This window comes from Thermodesulfobacterium hydrogeniphilum (assembly GCF_000746255.1).
Classification (GTDB): Bacteria; Desulfobacterota; Thermodesulfobacteria; order Thermodesulfobacteriales; family Thermodesulfobacteriaceae; genus Thermodesulfobacterium; species Thermodesulfobacterium hydrogeniphilum.
Map to the genome: position 1 here is coordinate 82,371 of NZ_JQKW01000012.1, position 16,196 is coordinate 98,566.

Here is a 16,196-nt window from a genome sequence, read left to right on the forward strand (position 1 = left end):
CTAAATAATCGGGACGTAGCGCAGCTTGGAAGCGCACCCGCTTGGGGTGTGGGGGGTCGGCGGTTCAAATCCGCCCGTCCCGATTTTTTTTATTTGGATATTTTAAAAATTTTTAAAATAGTTTATAATTATGCCACCGTAAAAATAAAATAAATAATAACCGGGCACCTTGCCTGGGGGGAGGTGAGCTATGAGAACAGAAGCCCTTTGCCAGGTTGAAAAGTTACAAGTATATCCTACCCAGCAAGGTGCATTAAAACGATGTATCTGGTGGTATCATCTTATTGCTGAATTCTGGGAATGTCCATTTGATACCTTAGCTGAAGCTAAAACAGTAGAAAAGGCTTTAAAATCTGCTTTAAATTTTAACGGTAAAAAAAGAGATATTCATGCTATTAGTTATCAATTTCAGCCTTTTGGAGTTTCTGCTCAGGTAAATTCAGGTACAGCACAAATTTATATTCATACTTGGCCTGAAAATGGATATGGTGCTATAGATATTTTGGCAGAAAGTAAAGAAGATGCCTATAAAATTTTAAAAAAATTGCAAGAAAATTTAAAACCAAAAAATATTTACATAGCTGAAATAGTCAGAGGTATTTCTGAAGACAGAGCTAATGGAGAGGGAGGAGAAACTTGACTGGGAATTTCTGGTGGAGGGAAAAGATTTTTAAAGATTTTGGGCATGCTTATAAAGTTGAATTAGTTTTTGAAGAAACTAATTTGCAAAAGATACAAATATTCAAAAATCCTTCATGGGGTTATTTTTTTGTTTTAGATGGAATTGTTCAGTTTACCGAAAGAGATGAATTTATATATCATGAAACTATAACCTATCTTCCAGCAAGTTTACTCCCATCCCCACCTGAAGAAGTTCTTATCATTGGTGGTGGGGATGGTGGTGTTTTAAGAGAACTTCAAAAAATTCCTTCCATTAAAAAAGTCATTCAGTATGAAGTAGATACTAATGTTTTTGAACTCTGCCAAAAATATTTTCCTAAGATTTCAGGAGATTATTCTGATCCTAAGGTAAATTTTATTATAAAAGATGGGCTTCTTGGATTAAAAGAATGTCCTTCAGAGAGTTTTGATTTAATTATAGTGGATTGCACAGATCCTGTAGGACCTGCCAAAACTTTATATACTCTGGAATTTTACCAAGAGGCTAAAAGAGTTCTCAAACCTTATGGTGTTTTTATCCAGCAAGCAAGCCTACCTGTTTATTTTCCTCATGTTATAAAAGAATCTTATCCATTAATAAAATCTGCTTTTCCTTTAGTTAAAATAATAAGAGCTTATGTCCCCTGCTATGGAGAAGAAATAGCTTTTTTCTTAGCTACTAAAGAACCTAAGGATTGGTTTAACCCTAAACAGATTTTTAAAGGAAAATATTATTATCCAGGACTTAATCCTTATTATTTTACTCTTCCTAATACATGGCTAAAACTTATTTCAGAATAAAAGGATCTATTTCTTGAAAATTACAGGAGGCTTTTTAAAAGGACAAAAGCTTTTTTTACCTCCTCCTAAAATTTTAGAAATTCGTCCTTTAAGAAGTAGAATTAGAAAAGCTATTTTTGATATTTTGGGACAAACACTTTCTAATTGGAAAGTTCTGGATCTTTTTGCAGGAACAGGAGCTTTGGGTATAGAAGCACTTTCAAGAGGTGCAGATTTTGCGGTTTTTGTAGATTACAGCTCTCTCAGTATTTCTCTTATTAAAAAAAATCTTGAAAAATTTAAATTACAAGATAAAGCTCAGGTTTATAAATTAAAACTTCCAGATGGTCTTATTAAACTTTCTAAAAATTATAAAAATTTTTTTAATTTAGTTTTTATAACTCCCCCTTATAAAAAAAATCTTGCATTAAAAACTTTAGAAACTTTTCCAGAGTTTTTATTAGCTACGGAACCTATAATAATTACAGAAGAACATACTGATATACAACTTCCAGAAAAAATTAATAATTTAGAACTCCTACAAAAACGAACTTATGGAGAAACTTCTTTATATTTTTACAGCTTTTCTCAATAATTCTAATTTTCTTTGCGCTTTTGTATAATATTCCACCAGTTTAAATAATTTTGAGCAGCTTTTATCAAATCTCCTCCAGCTTTACGCATTTCTCTTTTAAAACGGCGTTTTTCTTTGGTACTATCGTAAAATACTGTAAGTAATTTTATTGAAGATTTATCTTTGGCTTTATCAATAAGCTGTTGCAGAGCTTTTACAGTATTTCCTATGCACCAGCATTTTTCTCCATCAAGAGAAACTAATAAACGCATTTTTCCCCTCCTTAAAGACAGATCTTATCAGCAAGAGAAAAAATCGTGAGAGATATTAAAAATATAATCAAATTTTAAAAAATTCCAAGAGGAAGACAGGATTTTTTTATTATTTTACAAAGGGATGTTTTTTTATAAAAAGGGTTTAAAATATAAAATATGGATACAGTAATTATAGATGGAGTTACTTTATATTTAGCTCATCCTGATGAGTTGAATATACCTTTGTATAATAAAGAGGATATTATTGAACAAATTTTAGCTTGTTGGTTTGTTTTAGATGAAAAAGATATTCCGCTTACTCCTCGTTTAGTGGGAAAACCAGGGGTAGGAAAAACTACTTTGGCTTATGCTGCTGCTAAAAGATTAAATAAAGAAGTCTATATTTTCCAGGCTACAGTAGATACCAGACCAGAAGATCTTATTATAACACCTGTGATTTCTGAAGATAAAAAAATTCGTTATGTAGCAAGTCCTATAGTAACAGCAATGATAAAAGGCGGAGTTGCTATTATAGATGAGGCTAATAGAATGAGTGAAAAATCATGGGCATCTTTAGCTCCTCTTCTTGATGCCAGGCGTTATGTGGAATCTATTATTGCTGGAATAAAAATAAAAGCCCATCCAGATTTTAGACTCTGTGTAACTATGAATGAAGATGCATCTACTTTTGAACTTCCAGAATATATTCAATCCAGACTTCAACCTCAAATATTTATTGATTTCCCAAGCTATGAAGAAGAAAAAGCTATCTTAAAAACAAATCTACCCTGGTTAGAAGAAGGTCTGCTTGATTATATAGTTAAATTTTTACAAATAACTCATGAGTATGGAGAACCTTATAGTATAAGAGATGGAGTTAGTATAGGAAGATATGTTCTTAAAAAATTGGCTTTTCTTAAAAATAATTCTTCTAACACCTCTAAAGAGCCTTTAGATCTTCTTAAAGAGGCTATTTCTTTGATTTTAGGACAACAAGCCTTAGTTTATTTTAAAGAATTTATAGAAAATAAAGGAAAAAGTAAAGCTGGGAAGCCCTTGCTTTATCCCTTAGATTAAAATATGCTAAAAATTGAATACACCTTTCAGAATAAAACTTCAATTCTTTATTTTTTACCTTTTTTCCCAGAAAATTTAGAAACAACTCAAGCTATTTTAAAAACACTTTCAGAAATAAAACCCCAAGTAGTTGCATTAACTTTACCTTTTTTTGTTAAGGATAAATGGATAGAAGCTGTAAATGGTCTTCCTGATATTTATGTTTTAACTTTGACATATAAAACCAATGAAATGGAATATCTTTTAATTTCTCCTATCTGTGCTTTGGTAGAAGGAACAAGGTTTGCTTTATCTAATAATATTATACTTTCTTTTATAGATCTTCCTAAGGAAACCCCTTTTCAAGAAATAATAGAACCACCTCTTCCCCTTTATCTTATAAAAAATTGGGGATATAAAAGGTATACTGAAAAAGTTTTTTCTTTTTTACCAAAACATATAACCCAAAGAGAAAAATTTATAGGAGAGAGAGTCTTTGAACTTGTTTCTAAATATTCTTCTATAGCTATTATCTTACCTTTTTATCAGCTAAAAAGTGTCTTGGAAGCTTTTAAAAATGCTTCAGGTCTTTTATATCTTCCAAAAGATATTCCCAAGAATATAGAAATATTTTCTTTGCATACTCAGAGTATAAGAGAACTTCTTTCAGAGCCTGCTTATTTTCAGAGTGCTTATGAAAAAAATCGTAAGAAGTTTTTGGAAAATTCTAAATTTTATTTAGATAGAATTACTCTTTATGAAGAGATTATAGAAAAGGCTCAGGAAAAATATAGAAAGGAAACAGGAATACAGCTTTCTATTAGAGATTTTAATGTTTTTGGGCAGTTTTTAAGGAATTTTCTTTTAATAAAAGGGCGTTATATACCAGATCTTTTTGATCTTGTTTTAACAGCAAGAGGTATTGGAGGAGATGAATTTGCTTTCTGGCTTTGGGAAATTGCTACGTATTATGATTTGCAAAATGAAAAGAAATATTATCCAGTTTTAAAACTTTCTGCTGAGGAATTAAATCTTCCTACTAAAAAATTGAGACTTTTTCGGAAAATAAAGAGTATAAGAAGTTGTTTGAGATTTTTAAAAAGATTTACTACAAGAGAAGAAAGGCGAAATTTAGTCCAAAGTTTTTCAGGAAAGGTAATATGTTCTTTTCCTCCTGAGGATATAATAGTAGAGACTTTTGGCAAAAAAGCAATGGAAAAGGGACTAAGAGTTATTACAGAAAATCTCAGAAAAATAGAGCCTTTTACAACCTCTCTTAAAGATGGACTTGATATAAGAGAGACAATAAGGAAATGGATTTTTGAAGAGACACCCTATGTAAAAGAAGATCCTCAAACTCATGCCAAAGCAGGTTCTATAGTTATTATTTTTGAAGAGGATCCAAATCCTGTGACAGGAAGGGAAAGATACCCTTGGAATTTTACTTGGCATGGAGAACATCATCAGGAATCTGATATGGCTTTTTATGCTACTGATCCTTCTTTAAATATAGTAGGCCCAGGTATAGCCAAGGCCAAATACGGCGGTTTTATGCTTACCTATCCTCCTATGAGGGTATATGATGTTTGGGAAGATTCTTATTTTGATATAGCAGAAAATAAAGCAGAAAGATTACTTTTAGCAGGTATAGATTATAGTTTAGAAAAATATATAGTTTATATAGCCAAAAAGCCTCCCAGTCAATTGGTTAAACGTTTTGCTAATTTTCAAGGAAAAAAAATTATTTTTATTCCTATAGGATCTTTTTCCAAAACATTATTAGAAAAAATTCGCATTTTTCATGTTTTGGAAGGACATTATGTAAGATCTTACGCTCATAAGTATATAAATAAATAACAAAATACCAAATTACCACTTACGAAGTGGTAATTTTTGGTTTGGTGTATTCAAAATATTGACATATATGTCAAAAATATGATATAATAGAAATATGGCTTATCTTTTAGAGACTAAAAATCCTTTAATGCAACAGGTATATAAACTGGCTAAAAAGGTGGCTCCTTCTTCAAGTACTGTACTTCTATTAGGAGAATCAGGAACAGGGAAAGAGGTTTTAGCTAAGTATATTCATTTTTGTAGTAAAAGAGAAGGTCCTTTTGTAGCTATCAATTGTGCTGCCATTCCTGAAGAACTTCTGGAAGCAGAACTTTTTGGATATGAAAAAGGTGCTTTTACAGGTGCTATAAAAAGTAAACCAGGTAAATTTGAGTTGGCTCATAAAGGAACTTTATTCCTTGATGAAATAGGAGACCTTAGTCCAAAATTACAAGCTAAACTTTTGAGAGTCTTGCAAGAAAAACAAGTTGAACGATTAGGAAGTGATCACCCTATTAAAGTAGAAGTTAGAATTATAGCTGCTACTAATAAAGATTTAGAAAAAGAAGTTGAAAAGGGAAATTTTATAGAGGATCTATTTTATAGATTAAATGTAATACCTATTAAAATCCCACCTCTTAGAGAAAGAAAAGAAGATATTCCTCTTTTGGCTAATTTTTTTCTAAAAAAAATCTGTCAGAGAGAAGGAATAGAAGAAAAAAAATTTTCTGAAAAAGCTATAAAAGCTCTTATAAATTACTCTTGGCCTGGAAATGTAAGAGAATTGGAAAACCTTATAGAAAGAGTAGTAATACTTTCTGAAAGCAATATAATTGAAGAGGAGGAATTATTTCCTCAACCTTTAGCTTTTAGAAATATGGAAGATAATCTTGTTGAAGATAAATATGTTTTGCTTAAATCTCTTAATATTCCTGAAATTTCAGAGGAGGGTGTAGAACTTAATAAAATTCTAAGAGAAATAGAAATGTTTTATCTCAAAAGAGCTTTGGAATTGTCTAAGGGTGTCAAAACCAGAGCTGCTAAACTTCTTGGACTCAATAGAACGACCTTCATTGAGAAACTTAAAAAATACAATTTAACATAAAATAGGTATAAATTTTGCTCCATTTATACTTGAAATATGAAAATCTCAAAACTATTTATATTTTCAATTTTAATAAATATTTTATTAATAAGTGAAATTTTTTCTCAGGAAGTATCTAATCTGCCTTTTAAATTTAAATATCAAATAAAAGGAGAAAAAATAGTTAAACAAATTAAATTAGCATATTCTAAAAAGAATTATAAAAAAATTATTACTCTGGTAAAACAGATTCCTCCTATATTTTACTTAAGACCAGAAGAGAATCTTATAATAGCAGAAAGCTATCTTCAGTTAGGTTATCCAAAAGAGGCTATAAATTTCGCTAAAAAGGTAATTTCAGTTAAAAGGGGATCTTTTGAGGCTTGTAAAGCAGAATTGATAAAAATTAAAGCTTTAATAATAATGGAAAAAACCAAAAATTTAAAAAAAGAATTGGAAGATTTTAGTAAATCCTATTGTGGTAAAAGTTTTACACAAGAAGCTCAAGCTCTTTTATGTTATTTAAAAGCTCTTCCTCTGGAAGAAACTAAAAAACTTAATAAAAATCTATTAAAAAAAATTTTAGGAGAAATACATAGAATAAAAAGTTTTTACTTGTTAAATTTAGGTGAATTGGAAAAAGCTAAAAATGAAATTTTTTATTATATAAATGTCTATGGAAATATAAAAGAAGCTCCTCAGCTTTTATTTAAACTGGCTGAAGGGTACTTTAAAAAGGAGAAAAGAGAACAAGCCAAGGTTCTTTATAAATTGATAATTACTCAATGGGATGGAACCAAAGAGGCTCTTTTATCCAAATTCAGACTTTATCAGATAGCCTATGAAAAAATTCTTGCCAAAGAATTAGTTCCTAAAAAGATGATAGAAGATCTGATTTTTTATATTGCAGAGATTAAACTGAGATATCCCAAGGAAAAAATAGCAGAGGAAGCTCAAATTTTAGAAATAAAAATTTATAGAGATATGAAAAATCATAAAATGCTAAGGAAAGCTTTTAAAGATTTTATAAAAAATTATCCTGAAAGTCCATTTGTAAAAACTGCTTCTAAATTTTATTGCAAAGCTATAACTACCATTTTTGAAAAAGATTATAAAAGGAAAAAATTAAAAGAAATTCTTGAGATAGAAAAAGAAGACAAAGAATATCTGCAAAAAACTAAATGTGGAGATCCCTATTATATCTTGGGAAGTTTACTTTTGGATTATAATTTTTATAATCAAGGGGCTTATAATTTTATAACTGCTTATGAACTTGGTGTGTCTAATAAAGACAAATCAGACTTAATTTTAAAGCTAAGTTTAACAGCTTTTGAAACCGGAGAATATAGTTTATTTAAAGATCTTTTTGGTTATTTAATATCTAAATATAAAGAAAAATTTTTAAATTCAGATCCTTTTTATTTTTATTTAAGAGCTATTTACGAAGCACAAAAAAATTTAAACAAAGCTGATTATTATTTAAAAAAGGCTTTAAAATCCTCTTTACCTGAGTTTTATAAAGAACAACTCCTTAGAGTATTAAGAGACAGAGCTATAGCTTTAAAGAACTATCAAAAAGCTTTTGATTATGTAAATAATCCTATTTTTAAAGCAAAACCTGAAGATTATGCCTTTTTACTTTTAGAAACTTTTTACAAAAATTCTGATCTTTTTGAAGAAATTCTTAAAGTTTCTAAAGAAAAATTTCCTAAGAATACCACTATAAAATGGATTGAGGCTTATTATTTAGAAAGAAAAGGAGAGGTAAGGAAAGCAGATAAAATCTGGGAAGATCTAAAAGAGGGTTCAGAATATGAAAATGAACTTGCCAGAAGTTATGAAAAATTAAAGGAATTAGTAGAGAAATCTCATCAATTAGTATTTTAATTATGAAAGGTAAAATTTGTTTAATTGGAAACAGTTTAGAAATAAAGTTATTAAAAGAATCCTTAGAAGAAAGAGGACTAAAGATTTTTTATTTTAAACCTTCAGAGGTTGATTATAAATCGCTGGACCCTGATTCTATAGATGTTTTGGTTTATGAACTTTCCTTAGAAGAGACCAAAAATCCCAATATAGTGGATAAATTTTTTAAATTAGGGTTTAAAACAATTATATTTTTGGCAGAAAAAGCGGATTTAGAATATGCTATAGAATTTATTAAGAAAGGAGCCTATGATTTTAAGTTGCTTTCCACTCCTTTAGAAATAATAGAAAAAGCTATTCTTTATGCCTTGGAAGATAAAAGAATTCTATGGCAGGAAGAGACTTTTCTTACTAAAAATCCCTATATGTTACAAATTCTTAGAAAATTAGAGACCATAGCTCAAAGTAAAGCTCCTATTCTTTTAATTGGTGAATCCGGAACAGGAAAAGAACTTCTTTCCAAATTTATACATCAAAAAAGTCCAAGAAAATATGGTCCTTTTATAGCTATCAATTGTGCAGCCCTTCCTGATACTCTTTTAGAATCAGAACTTTTTGGATATGAAAAAGGTGCTTTTTCAGGAGCAACTTTTAGAAAAAAAGGAAAAATAGAAATCGCAGATGGCGGAACTCTCCTTCTGGATGAAATTACAGAAATGCAACCCCAATTACAAAGTAAACTTTTAAGAGTTCTTCAAGAAGAAGAGGTAGATCGTTTGGGAGGTTATCAGCCTATAAAAGTTGATATTAGATTGGTTTCTACTACTAATAGAGACATTGAAAAAGAGGTTAAAGAAGGAAGGTTTAGAGCAGATCTTTATTATAGAATTAATGTCATAACTGTCAAAATTCCGCCATTAAGAGAAAGAAAAGAAGATATAGAGCTTTTAGCCAATTTTTTTCTGGAAAAATTTTCCCGTTTATATAATAAAAATATTAAAGGTTTTACTGATTCTGCTTTCAATTTTTTAAAAAACTATGATTTTCCCGGTAATGTAAGAGAACTAAAAAATATGATAGAAAGAGCAGTGCTTACCTGTGAAAATACCATGATAGATGTCAGATATTTAACAGATCCCTTTTCTCAGGAAAATTTTCAGGAATTGCAAAAAACCTCTTCTAAAACAGGCATAAACTTTGCTTTAAATAATATAGAAATAAAATCCTTAGCTGAATTAGAAAGAGAAGCTATTTTAAAAGCTTTAGAAATTTGTAAAGGTAATAAAACCAGAGCTGCAGAACTTTTAGGAATAACTGTAAGAACTTTAAGAAACAAACTTAAACAGTATGAAGAACAGGGATTATTAAAAAGGATTTGAACAATGTGGGGAATATTTGAAAAAACTTTTAATATAGCCAAACAGGCATTGAAACTGCGATCTTATAAACATTCTCTTTTAGCTTCTAATATTGCAAATGTAGATACTCCTGGTTATAGGCGAAAGGATATACCTTTTGAAAAGGTAATGCAAGCTTATCTTTCAAATAAGGGTTTACCTCTAAAAACAACCAATCCTAAACATATCACCGGAAAACCTACAAGTATTAAAGAAATTGCAGAGACATATAAAGAAAATACTCTTGGGACTCCCAATAATGTGAGTCTTGAAGAAGAGATAACAGAACTTATTCAAAATCAGGTTTTGTATGAAGCAACTTTACAGGCTTTAGCTAAGGAAATAGAAAGATTAAAAGAAGCAATAACAGAAGGAGGTAGATAATTATGGGATTATTGGATATTTTTAAAATATCAGGAAGTGGTTTATATGCACAGAGAGTTAGATTAAGTATATCTGCTACCAATATTGCTAATGCTCAGGTTACAAGAACTTTAGAAGGAGGGCCTTATAGAGCTAAAGATGTAATTCTAAAGGCTGTGCCTATTTCCGAAAAAGATCCTAATTTAAAAGCAGTAGAAGTAGCAGATATAGTAGATGATCCAGCACCTTTTAAAGAAGTTTATGATCCCAATCATCCAGATGCTGATAAAAGAGGCATTGTTAAATATCCTAATGTTGATGTGATTACAGAAATGGTGGAACTCCTTTCTGCAGGACGTGCTTATCAAGCTAATTTAACAGTATTATCCACTGCCAAAAGCATGGCTTTAAGAACATTAGACCTTTTAAAATAAACTTAGGAGGTTTATCTTATGAAAATATATAATTCTTTAAATTTAAATGGTTTTAATAATATTATCCCAAAAAAGCAAAATATACCGGATTTTAAAGATTTTCTTTTGGAAAAAATTAAAGAGATTGACAATTCTCAAAAACAGGCAGAGCAAATGATTCAGGCTTTGGCAAAAGGTGAAGATGTGGATCTCTCACAAGTAGCTTTAACTATATCTAAAGCAGATCTTGATTTTAAATTGCTTTTGAGAATAAGAAATAAAATTTTAGATGCTTATCAGGAAATTATGAGAATGCAAATTTAGTGAATTAGAGGTAGAATAGATGATTCCAGATTTAAAGAGTCTTCCCTCTCAGTTGAAAGAGTTCTGGAATAAACTTAATAAACAGCAAAAAATATCTCTTATAGGAGGAAGCATAGGTCTCACTTTAGCCATATTTTTAACTATTTGGTTTTTAACAAAACCAAATTGGGGGTTACTTTATAGAGGTCTTGATGAACAAACTACAGATCAGATAATTCAATACCTTAAAACTCAAAAAATTCCTTATAAGATAGAGGCTGATGGAAGTATATATGTGCCCAAGGAAAAAGTTCCTGAGTTAAGAATGGAAATAGCTGGTAAAGGGCTTGTTGGAGGTACAGGTCCGGGTTTTGAGCTTTTTGATAAAGAGCAAATGGGTTTAACAGAGTTTCAGGAAAAGGTAAACTATCAAAGAGCTTTGCAAGGAGAGCTTGAAAGAAGTATCAAAGGTATAAGAGGAATAAAGTATGTAAGGGTTCATTTAGCTTTGCCTAAGGAAAGTCTTTTTATTGAGGAGGAAAAGCCTCCCAAGGCTTCAGTTTTAATAAGACTAAAACCAGGATACCATCTTTCTCCATCTGAAATTAGAGGGATTATTAATTTAGTAAGTGGTGCTGTTCCTAAGCTTGAGCCTCAAAATATTACTATAATTGATGCTGATACAGGGAAAAGCTATAAGCTTCCTTCTCAAGAAGAGGAATTTACGACTACTCAATTGGCATATAAGAAAAAGATAGAAGAAGATTTGAAAAATAAAATAGAAGAGCTTTTAGGAAGGGCTTTAGGTTATGGAAAAGCTGTAGCTCAAGTTTCAGTAGATCTTTCTTTTGATAAAAAAAACATAGTAGAGGAAACTTATGATCCTGAAAGTAAAGCTGTGGTTTCTGAGGAAACCGAAGAAGAACAAAAAGTTACAGGTAATCCTCCAGGAGGGATTCCAGGTGTAAAAGGGTCTTTAGCACAGAAGTTTGAAGCTACCTCTGGTAAAACTCAAGGAGAAAGTTATTTACATAAAAAAACTATAAAAAATTACAATGTAAGTAAAAAGGTAACAAACCTTGAAATTTCACCAGGAAGTATTAAAAAAATAAGTGTAGCAGTATTGATTGATAAAAGTGTATTGTCTGGAAATGATACTGCTAAAATTGCCTGGATTGAAGATTTAGTAAAAGGAGCTATAGGATATAATCCTGATAGAGGAGATGTAGTTAAAGTTGAAGCTAAAACATTTGTAAAACCTCCAGTGGTAAAACCTGGAATTATGGATTATGTAGCTCAATTTTATAAACCCATATTATTATTTGTTGGATTGATTTTATTCTTCATTTTTGTAATAAAACCTTTGATTAAAGCTCTTTCTCCTAAACCTGTGCCTGAGGAGGCCCCTGAAGTATTAGAAACTAAGCCAACTGTAGAGGGTGAGGTAGAAGAAAAAGAAGGGCCTTTACCACATGAAATAGCTTTGGGTATTATACAAAGTCAGCCTGAAAAAGCGGCGGTTTTAATTAAAAAATGGCTTTTAGAAGAAAGCTTAGAAGAAAGAAAGAAGGCTTTAGCAGAAGCTGGATATTAATCTATGGCTAAATTGGATCCTAATAAATTAACAGGTCCTCAAAAAGCAGCTATATTTTTAATGCTTATGGGAGATGAGTTTACCTCTGAAGTCTACAAATATTTGGATGAAGAGGATATTAAGAGAATCGGTATAGAAATGGCAAAAATTGAATATATTCCTGCTGAGGCTGTAAAAAAAGTCTTAGAGGAAGCTAACATAGAAGCTAAAGAAATGTTAGGCGATATTACTGTCTCTCCAGAAGAGTTTCTTAAACAAAGTTTAATAAAAGCTTATGGAGAAAAAGGTAAAGAACTTTTTGAAGAAATAAAAAAAGAAGTGGGTCCAGAAACTTTTAAAAAGCTTAAAAAGCTTGATCCTAAAACTATAGCCAGTTTTTTATCTAATGAACACCCTCAAACAATTGCTATTATTTTAGTTCACTTAGAGCCTGAATTATCTGGTCAAATATTACAATTTCTTCCTGAAAAAATAAGAGCAGAAGTCTTATTAAGAATTGCAACTTTAAGTAAAGTTGATCCTGAAATTGTAAAGGAAATAAGTGAAGCTTTAGAAAATGAACTTCAAAGTGTAGGAGGGGCTTTGGGTAAAAAGATAGGAGGACCTGAAAAGGCTGCAGAAATTTTATCCCATGCAGGTAGAGAACTTGAAGATGAAGTCCTTACAGAAATAGAAGATGAAAGTCCTGAGTTAGCTGAAGAAATAAGAAAATATCTATTTACTTTTGAAGACTTTATTAATGTGGATGATTTTGCTATTCAAACCCTGCTTAGAGAAATTTCCACAGATGATCTTAAGTTGGCTCTTAAAGGAGCTTCTCCTGAAGTTAAAGAAAAGTTTTTCAGAAATATGAGTAAACGTGCTGCAGACTTGATAAAAGAAGAATTAGAAATAATGGGACCTGTTAGAATAAGTGAGGTAGAAAAAGCTCAACAAAATATCATTAGGATTGCCAAAAAATTAGAACAAGAAGGTAAAATAATTCTTACCAAAGGAGAAGAAGAATTTGTCTAAAATTTTGAAAAATAAAGAAATTTTAAATTTTTCTGTTCTGGTTCCAGATTTAAATCCTGTTAAAGAAGAAAAATTTAAATTTGCTTTTGAAAAAACTCAGAAAGAGTCTATAAATTTAGAAAAAGAATTAGAGAAGTTAAAGGAAAAAGCTATAAAAGAAGGTTTAGAAAAGGGTTACAAGGAAGGTTTAAAAAAAGGGTATTTAGAAGGATATGAAAAAGGTTATAAAGATGCTTCTGAAAAAGCCCAAAAAGAAAAAGAAAGAGAATATAGAGTTTTAAAAGATAGTTTAGAACAAAAATATAATAAAAAAATAAAAGATGTAGAAAAATTTTTGAAAAATTTAAAAAAAGAGACAGAAAATTCAGTTCTTAATCTTGATAAAGAAGTTTTAAAGCTGGCTATAGATATAGCAGAAAAGATAGTTTGTAAAGAAATTAAGATAAATCCTGAAATATCTTTAAATATTATTAAAGAAGCATTAAATTATATTGCTGAGGGGATAGAGGTTAATATAAAAGTTAATCCTGAAGAGCTAAATTACTTAAAAGAAAACTTACTTAAAAATATAAAAACTTTTAAAAAGATAAATTTTATACCTGATGAATCCATTTCAAAAGGTGGGGTTTTTATTGAAACATCCTTGGGTGTAATTGATGCAACTTTTGAAAAAAGATGGCAAAGACTTCTTGACGAATTGTTAAAAGATGAGAATTAAAAGTTTAGAACTTTATAAAAAAAGATTAGAAAAATTTATTCCCTTTGAAATATACGGATATGTTACTAAGGTCTTGGGTCTCACTATAGAAAGTACGGGTCCTTTTTTAAAAGTTGGGGATTTATGCAAAATAGAGGGGCAAAATGCTCATCTTTTAGCTGAGGTTATAGGATTTAAAGATAATAAACTTTTGCTTACAGCCTTAGGAGACTTAAAGGGTGTAGAAATAGGAGCTAAAGTTTATCCCTTAGGTTCTTCTTATGCTCCAGTGGGAGAGGATTTTTTAGGAAGAGTGGTAAATGCTTTGGGAGAGTCCTTAGATTCAAAACCAAAACCAAAACCTTCTGATTTTTATCCTTTATATGGAGAACCTTTGAAACCTTTAGAAAGAGCACCTATTAAAGAAGTACTTGATGTGGGAGTAAAAGCTATAAATGCTTTACTTACCATAGGAAGAGGTCAAAGAATGGCTATTATGGCTGGTTCTGGTGTAGGGAAAAGTACACTTCTTGGAATGATTGCCAGATATACCACAGCAGATATTAATATAATCGCCCTTATTGGAGAAAGAGGTAGAGAAGTGAGAGAATTTATAGAAAGAGATCTTAGAGAAACAGGTCTTAAAAGGTCTGTGGTAGTTGTTGCAACCTCTGATGAAGCTCCTTCTATTAGAATAAGAGCAGCTTATTATGCTATGTCCTTAGCAGAGTATTTTAGAGATAAAGGATATAAAGTTCTTCTTCTTATGGATTCTTTGACACGTTTTTGTATGGCTGGTAGAGAAATAGGTTTAGCTTCAGGGGAACCACCTACTGCAAGAGGATATACTCCTTCAGTCTTCGCGATTTTGCCCAAGCTCTTAGAAAGAGTAGGTCCTAAATTAGGGTCAGGAGATATTACAGGTATTTATACAGTTTTAGTAGAAGGGGATGATTTTAATGATCCTATTGCGGATGCAGTTAGAAGTATTGTAGATGGACATATTGTTTTATCAAGAGATCTTGCTCATGAAGGACATTACCCTCCTATAGATGTTCTTGCAAGCATAAGCAGGGTTATGAAAGATATAGTTCCAGAAGAACATCTAAATTTGGCTTATGAAACTATTTCAATTTTAGCAACTTATAAAAAAGCAGAAGATTTGATTAATATAGGAGCTTATGTGAAAGGTTCTAATCCTGAAATAGATAGAGCTTTAGCTTTGATAGGTCCTTTGAAAAATTTTTTGAAACAGCATTTAGATGAATCTTATTCTTTAGAAGAGTCTTTAAATTTACTTAGAAATATTATAAGAAACTAAGATGGAAAACAAGATAAAAGTTTTAAAGCTTCTAACTTGGTATAAGAGTTTACAAGAAGAACAAGCAAAGTTTAGTGTGACTCAAGCAAAAATAAATTTAGATAAACTTTTGAAAGAAAAACAAGAACTTTTAAAACAGAAAAAAGAAAATTATAATATTTTAAAGAAAAAAAACTTAATTTCTGCTGAAGAACTCAAAAATTATATTTTTAAAATAGAAAAAATCTTTGAATATCAAGAAAATTTAAATAATAAAATAAATGCTCAAAAGGAAGAACTCAAAAATTTATATAAACTTTTAGAAAAGGCTTATAAAGAAAGAAAAGTTATGGAAAATTTGAAAGATAAGGCTATAAGAGATTTGTTATTTGAAAATACTAAAAAGTTTTATAGGGAAATGGATGATTTGGTAGTGTTAATACAGGGTTTTAAAGATGAAAAATTTAACAAAGATTTTTAAAATAAAATATTTATTTTGGATTTTATTTATTTTGGGTTTAGCTAAATTTTTTTTAATTTTGTTTTTATTAGGATTTCATACTTATAATTTAGAAGCTAAAGAAAAGTCATTTAACAAGACTGGTTGTCCTCCAGAGTTTTCAGAAATTTTAATACTTGAAAAAAAAAGCCTTTATGAAAAAGAAAAGAAAATGGAGACAAAAGAAAAAGAGTTAAAACTTTTACAAAGGCGTATACAGGAGCAAATGATGGCTTTAAAAGAATTAGAAGCTTCCATAGATGAAAAATTAAAAAAACTTCAGATGATTCAAGATAAAAAGGTCAAGCTTTTAGTAAAAGCTGTAGCAGAGATGAGGCCTTCAAAAGCTGCCAATGTTTTACTTAATATGGACAGAGAGATGGCTGTAAAAATTTTGAGCCAATTAAAAAGCACTCAAGTAGCTAATATTTTAAGTGCTATGCCTCCGGATAAAGCTGCAGCTTTATCTGAAGCCCTTTCAGGATACCCTCCTAAGGAGTATTAAT

18 protein-coding genes and 1 tRNA gene are annotated in these 16,196 nt (G+C 30.2%); 18 read left to right on the forward strand and 1 reads right to left on the reverse strand.

All coding sequences use genetic code 11. The features are described from left to right. Positions 1-9 precede the first annotated feature (9 nt). The 4 genes from CC87_RS07280 (at position 10) to rsmD (ending at position 2,035) form a co-directional block, all read left to right on the forward strand. A tRNA-Pro gene (locus CC87_RS07280) sits at positions 10-83 on the forward strand. Between the two features lie 107 nt (positions 84-190). Then, complete coding sequence (locus CC87_RS07285) at positions 191-640, forward strand: S-adenosylmethionine decarboxylase family protein (RefSeq protein ID WP_038057649.1); 450 nt, start codon at positions 191-193, stop codon at positions 638-640. Further along, positions 637-1,461, forward strand: a complete 825-nt coding sequence (locus CC87_RS07290) for a spermine/spermidine synthase domain-containing protein (protein ID WP_038057651.1) — start codon at positions 637-639, stop codon at positions 1,459-1,461. Before CC87_RS07285 ends, CC87_RS07290 begins: the two co-directional genes overlap by 4 nt. Before the next feature lie 13 nt (positions 1,462-1,474). Further along, complete coding sequence (gene rsmD, locus CC87_RS07295; RefSeq protein ID WP_051920744.1) at positions 1,475-2,035, forward strand: 16S rRNA (guanine(966)-N(2))-methyltransferase RsmD; 561 nt, start codon at positions 1,475-1,477, stop codon at positions 2,033-2,035. A 2-nt stretch (positions 2,036-2,037) separates the two neighbouring features. On the opposite strand, the gene CC87_RS07300 is transcribed toward rsmD, so the two are convergent. Then, entirely contained in the window at positions 2,038-2,286 is a 249-nt protein-coding gene (locus CC87_RS07300; protein ID WP_038057654.1) for a hypothetical protein, read from the reverse strand. A 159-nt stretch (positions 2,287-2,445) separates the two neighbouring features. Here CC87_RS07300 and CC87_RS07305 point away from each other — a divergent pair, with 159 nt between their 5' ends. The 14 genes from CC87_RS07305 to CC87_RS07370 all read left to right on the forward strand — a co-directional run bounded on the left by CC87_RS07305 (position 2,446) and on the right by CC87_RS07370 (position 16,195). Next, entirely contained in the window at positions 2,446-3,345 is a 900-nt protein-coding gene (locus CC87_RS07305; RefSeq protein WP_038057656.1) for an AAA family ATPase, read from the forward strand. Between the two features lie 3 nt (positions 3,346-3,348). Next, positions 3,349-5,181 carry a hypothetical protein gene (locus tag CC87_RS07310; RefSeq protein WP_038057659.1) on the forward strand — a complete coding sequence of 611 codons (1,833 nt, stop codon included), beginning with the start codon at positions 3,349-3,351 and terminating at the stop codon, positions 5,179-5,181. Positions 5,182-5,275: 94 nt separating this feature from the next. Beyond that, positions 5,276-6,265: a sigma-54 interaction domain-containing protein gene (locus CC87_RS07315; protein ID WP_038057661.1), complete on the forward strand. Its 990-nt coding sequence runs from the start codon at positions 5,276-5,278 to the stop codon at positions 6,263-6,265. Between the two features lie 36 nt (positions 6,266-6,301). Beyond that, positions 6,302-8,131: a tetratricopeptide repeat protein gene (locus CC87_RS07320; protein WP_038057663.1), complete on the forward strand. Its 1,830-nt coding sequence runs from the start codon at positions 6,302-6,304 to the stop codon at positions 8,129-8,131. Between the two features lie 2 nt (positions 8,132-8,133). Next, positions 8,134-9,489 carry a sigma-54 interaction domain-containing protein gene (locus tag CC87_RS07325; protein ID WP_038057665.1) on the forward strand — a complete coding sequence of 452 codons (1,356 nt, stop codon included), beginning with the start codon at positions 8,134-8,136 and terminating at the stop codon, positions 9,487-9,489. Between the two features lie 3 nt (positions 9,490-9,492). Continuing rightward, positions 9,493-9,891 carry a flagellar basal body rod protein FlgB gene (flgB, locus tag CC87_RS07330; protein WP_038057667.1) on the forward strand — a complete coding sequence of 133 codons (399 nt, stop codon included), beginning with the start codon at positions 9,493-9,495 and terminating at the stop codon, positions 9,889-9,891. Positions 9,892-9,893: 2 nt separating this feature from the next. Then, positions 9,894-10,304, forward strand: coding sequence for a flagellar basal body rod protein FlgC (flgC, locus tag CC87_RS07335; RefSeq protein WP_038057668.1), 411 nt, complete (start codon positions 9,894-9,896; stop codon positions 10,302-10,304). Between the two features lie 18 nt (positions 10,305-10,322). Next, positions 10,323-10,607, forward strand: a complete 285-nt coding sequence (gene fliE / locus CC87_RS07340) for a flagellar hook-basal body complex protein FliE (protein WP_051920746.1) — start codon at positions 10,323-10,325, stop codon at positions 10,605-10,607. Positions 10,608-10,626: 19 nt separating this feature from the next. Further along, the gene (fliF, locus tag CC87_RS07345; protein WP_038057670.1) at positions 10,627-12,180 is read left to right on the forward strand and encodes a flagellar basal-body MS-ring/collar protein FliF; all 1,554 of its coding nucleotides are present in this window, start codon (positions 10,627-10,629) and stop codon (positions 12,178-12,180) included. A 3-nt stretch (positions 12,181-12,183) separates the two neighbouring features. Then, positions 12,184-13,194, forward strand: a complete 1,011-nt coding sequence (gene fliG / locus CC87_RS07350; RefSeq protein ID WP_038057672.1) for a flagellar motor switch protein FliG — start codon at positions 12,184-12,186, stop codon at positions 13,192-13,194. Beyond that, positions 13,187-13,912, forward strand: a complete 726-nt coding sequence (locus CC87_RS07355) for a FliH/SctL family protein (protein ID WP_038057673.1) — start codon at positions 13,187-13,189, stop codon at positions 13,910-13,912. The genes fliG and CC87_RS07355 overlap by 8 nt, the downstream gene beginning before the upstream one ends. Beyond that, positions 13,902-15,212, forward strand: coding sequence for a FliI/YscN family ATPase (locus CC87_RS07360; RefSeq protein WP_038057674.1), 1,311 nt, complete (start codon positions 13,902-13,904; stop codon positions 15,210-15,212). Before CC87_RS07355 ends, CC87_RS07360 begins: the two co-directional genes overlap by 11 nt. Before the next feature lies 1 nt (position 15,213). Further along, a complete protein-coding gene (locus tag CC87_RS07365; protein ID WP_038057676.1) occupies positions 15,214-15,672 on the forward strand; it encodes a flagellar export protein FliJ in 459 nt (152 codons plus the stop codon). Continuing rightward, complete coding sequence (locus CC87_RS07370; protein ID WP_038057678.1) at positions 15,647-16,195, forward strand: MotE family protein; 549 nt, start codon at positions 15,647-15,649, stop codon at positions 16,193-16,195. Before CC87_RS07365 ends, CC87_RS07370 begins: the two co-directional genes overlap by 26 nt. Position 16,196: the final 1 nt, after the last annotated feature.